The sequence below is a fragment of the Candidatus Dadabacteria bacterium genome (assembly GCA_026708565.1).
Lineage (GTDB): Bacteria > Desulfobacterota_D > UBA1144 > Nemesobacterales > Mycalebacteriaceae > Mycalebacterium.
In genome coordinates this window covers 1-3,388 of the sequence record JAPOUR010000019.1, presented here as the reverse complement: position 1 = coordinate 3,388, position 3,388 = coordinate 1, and the positions used below count along the sequence as shown (strand labels likewise).

Below are 3,388 nucleotides of genomic sequence, written 5' to 3'. Positions count from 1 at the left end.
CAACGCTTATTGCCACAACCGTTATCAGCAGCATTCCCAACTCGGAGTAGTCTTTTGCCACTGTTACCGCATTTGTCGCGGCGTCTCTTACTTCGCGCGAGACGGTGAATATCTCGTTCATATACTTCGTGCCGAGGCTGCTCGCCGAGAGCGCGAGGTTTGTGAAAGACGCAAACACGGCAAAGAAGGTTGCCTTGAGGTGGTCGGGCGCGCTTCGCGCTATCCACGCGAGAAGGGGAATCATCGCCACCTGCCCCAGCGGGGATTCAAGGGCGGTGTCCACAATCGCTATAAACTCCGCATCCACAACGCCGCCGGTTCGCGCCGCCGTCCACTCGTGAAGGCCGTGGTAAAGCCCGATGTTGGGAAGCGACATAACGCCCCCCACCAGAGCCAGAAAAACGACAAGCCACGCTATTTTTGCCCTGCTCATAAGGGGCAGAAAGATGACTATGCCCGCAAGCGTCAGGGTGGAGACAATGAGCGACAGGTATGACAAGAACTGCTCGTTGAAGCCGAGTTCATCTATCGTGAACCAACTGTAGCCGGGCCCCACGCCCGGAGTGGCGCGGAAGAAAAAGATGATTACCGCCGTTCCTATCAGAGTGGCGTGTTTGTCTTCCGGCAGTTCGGCGAGCAGTTTCCGCATAAGGAAGACCACTATCAGCATTGAGCCGGTGAACACTATTTCCTCTGAAAAGGGGATTTTTGAAAGGCCCGTTGTGATGCTGAAAGCGACAAACGCAAGGCCGCCGCCCAGTATCCACCAGTTCGGCAGGGTCTTCACTCCAAATCTGTCCGCGCTTATTCGCCCCGTTCTTTTGAGGATTTCCGCAAGAACAACGCCCATGACGGACACAAGCGGAATGGCGAGCGCCATCAGGTAAATCTCGCCGTAAATCTGCGCCTTTTCCGCTTGAGAGAGTTCGTCCACTCCGCTGAACGCGGCTATGTTGATGATTGCCACTAAAACTGAGCCGCCGATAATGGCGACCCTGCCGAATGTCTGCATGACCGTGTGGGCGACCTTAAGTTCGTCTTCGCTGATTTGTTCGCCCCGCTCGTTGGCTTCGGGAACGGCCTCAACGGTCATTGCGTCCGCAACCACATCCTGAAGCACATACCCGACCGGGCTGATGATTACGCTTGCCACAAACCAGTTGGAGACGGGCCAGATTGCCCGCATATCCTCGGTGTGCGCGATTAGTCCGTAAATGATAAGCAGGCTCGCCGCGATGAGCGCCGCGCCGATAAACACGAGGATGGATTTCCACCGCCATATCAGGTCAACCAGATGGCCGACCGGCATTTTGAGCGCCCACGGAAGCCCCGCCCAGAAGCCCAGCGCGGCAAGAAAGGCGGCGGAGAGGTCAAGGTAGTCTTTAACGAAGAAAGTGCCGACTATGCCGGTAAGCCCTGAAATCCCCGCCGCCAGATACACCATTATCGGCGGCAGAAAACTGAGCCGAAACTGCCTGAAGGGGGCAAGGGTTTTTTGCAGAATGTCCAATGTGGGAAAGCAAAATGGTATGGGATTGAGGGGGGTTTGTAAAGGCGGGAGGGTTGCCGCCGGGCTTCACCGGCTTTCGTCCAGTTTTTGCCGCGCCAGTTTAAGGTTGGCGCGCGCCTCATGGAGTTGCGGGTCAATGGCGAGCGCCCGCTCAAATTCGGATATCGCCTCCCGGTAACGCCCCAACTGCGCCAGCGCCGAACCCAGATTCTGGCGGCTCTCGGCGTCCTCCGGATTGACTCCTATGCTGTATTGGTAGAGGTCCCGCGCCTTTTCATAACGTTTCGCCTTGAAGTGCAGGGATGCCAGATAATTGACGGCCTGCAAATACTTCGGGTCTGTGGCGTCTCCGGCAACCTCCGCCTTGTAGGCGGCCTCGGCTTCCTCCAGCCGTCCCGCGTCCATCAGCGCCTTGCCGAGATTGTAATGCGCGCTGTGCGCCGCCGGATTGACCGAGATGATGTGCGTGAAGAGGGAGATGTCATTCCGGAACACTTGCGTCTGCTGCCATGTCAGAACGCCGTAACAGGCAAGCAGCAGGACGGCGAGTGTTTGCGCCGCGCGTCCGGCGGCGGGGGGCAGCCGCCTGTAGGCAAGGACGGCGGCGGCGGTCAATACGGCTATAAGACCGGCGGAGGCGAGATACGCGTAGCGGTCGGCGGTGAAGGCGTACAGCATATAGGAGTTGACCGCGAGGCCGAGCATGGGCGAGACGGTAACGGCAAAAAACAGCGCCGCCGCCAGGGGGCCGCGTCCGATGCGGTGTCTTGCCCGCCACAGAACAGCCGCGAGGGCGATGGCGGCTGTTGCGGGCAGCCAGTTCAGCGGGCTTGCGGGGCTGGTGTCCCACTTGGGGTAGATCACCGGCAGCGGGTCGGGCCACAGCAGTTTTGCGGGATAGAACCACAGCGATTTGGCGGCGATGACCAGCCGCTCCGCAAGCGGGTAATCAAACTCAATGACAACGCGGCTGTTGAAAAAACTGATGTCGTAAGCGGCTATGACCATGCCGGTAAGAAACAGGGGCGCGACCCGTTTGAAATCCCGTCCGTCCGCGCGTCCGCGTTTCCACCACGCCCATATCAGAATGGCGGCGGGCAGGGTGATGACAAAACTCTTGCTGAGCATACCGGCGGCAAACAGGGCGAGCATTTTCAGATAGTCGCCGGTTTGTGAGTGTTCATCGTAGCGCAGCCAGTATGAGGCCGCCAGCAGGTAAAACAGGGAGGCGAGCAGGTCTTTGCGGGCGATGGTCCACGCCACCGCTTCAACATGTGTCGGGTGGAGGGCGAACACGGCGGCGGCGAGCCATGCGCCGGGCACGGCAAGCCGCGCCAGCAAGCGCCACAGAAGCACGGAGACGACCCCGTGCAGCAGGACGTTGACTGTGTGAAACCCTGCGGGATTGAAGCCCCACAGTTTATGGTCCAGCCAGAAAGAGGTGTAAACCACCGGCCAGTAGTGCCCCTCTCTCACGCCGTCCGCCGGGTTGAACCAGATATCCCACAGGCCGGAAAAAGAGGCGACTTGCGGAGCGTCCAGAAATATGACGTCATCCCAGACGAAACCGGCGAAGTAGGCGGGCAAGTAGGCGACTGCCGCCATCAGCAGCAGCGCCGCAGGCGGGATTATCCGCAACATTCGGGGGGCGGCGGCGGGAGCGGGCGGCGGGGCGGGTTTGTCGCGCTTTCTTTTGGGTTTCGCCATTTTAGAGGACATTTTAACCATAATTTGTATGGAATTCGCGCGGGGGCGGGATGGACAAGCGCGGACACAGACGGGCGGCGGAGTCGCCCACTTGTCATTCCTTGCTCCGACAAGGAATCCAGAGGGGGATGGGGGTTTTACGATTTCGCAGTTTGTCAGAGGGCGGTTTTT

Annotated in this window: 2 protein-coding genes; both read right to left on the bottom strand. The window is 59.3% G+C overall.

Annotation, left to right across the window (positions count from 1 at the left end):
• Positions 1-1,510, bottom strand: a 1,510-nt coding sequence (locus OXF42_03010) for a hypothetical protein (protein ID MCY4047063.1), incomplete at its 3' end; no start/stop codon positions are given.
• A gap of 66 nt (positions 1,511-1,576) precedes the next feature.
• A complete protein-coding gene (locus OXF42_03005; protein ID MCY4047062.1) occupies positions 1,577-3,229 on the bottom strand; it encodes a tetratricopeptide repeat protein in 1,653 nt (550 codons plus the stop codon).
• Between the last annotated feature and the right edge of the window lie 159 nt (positions 3,230-3,388).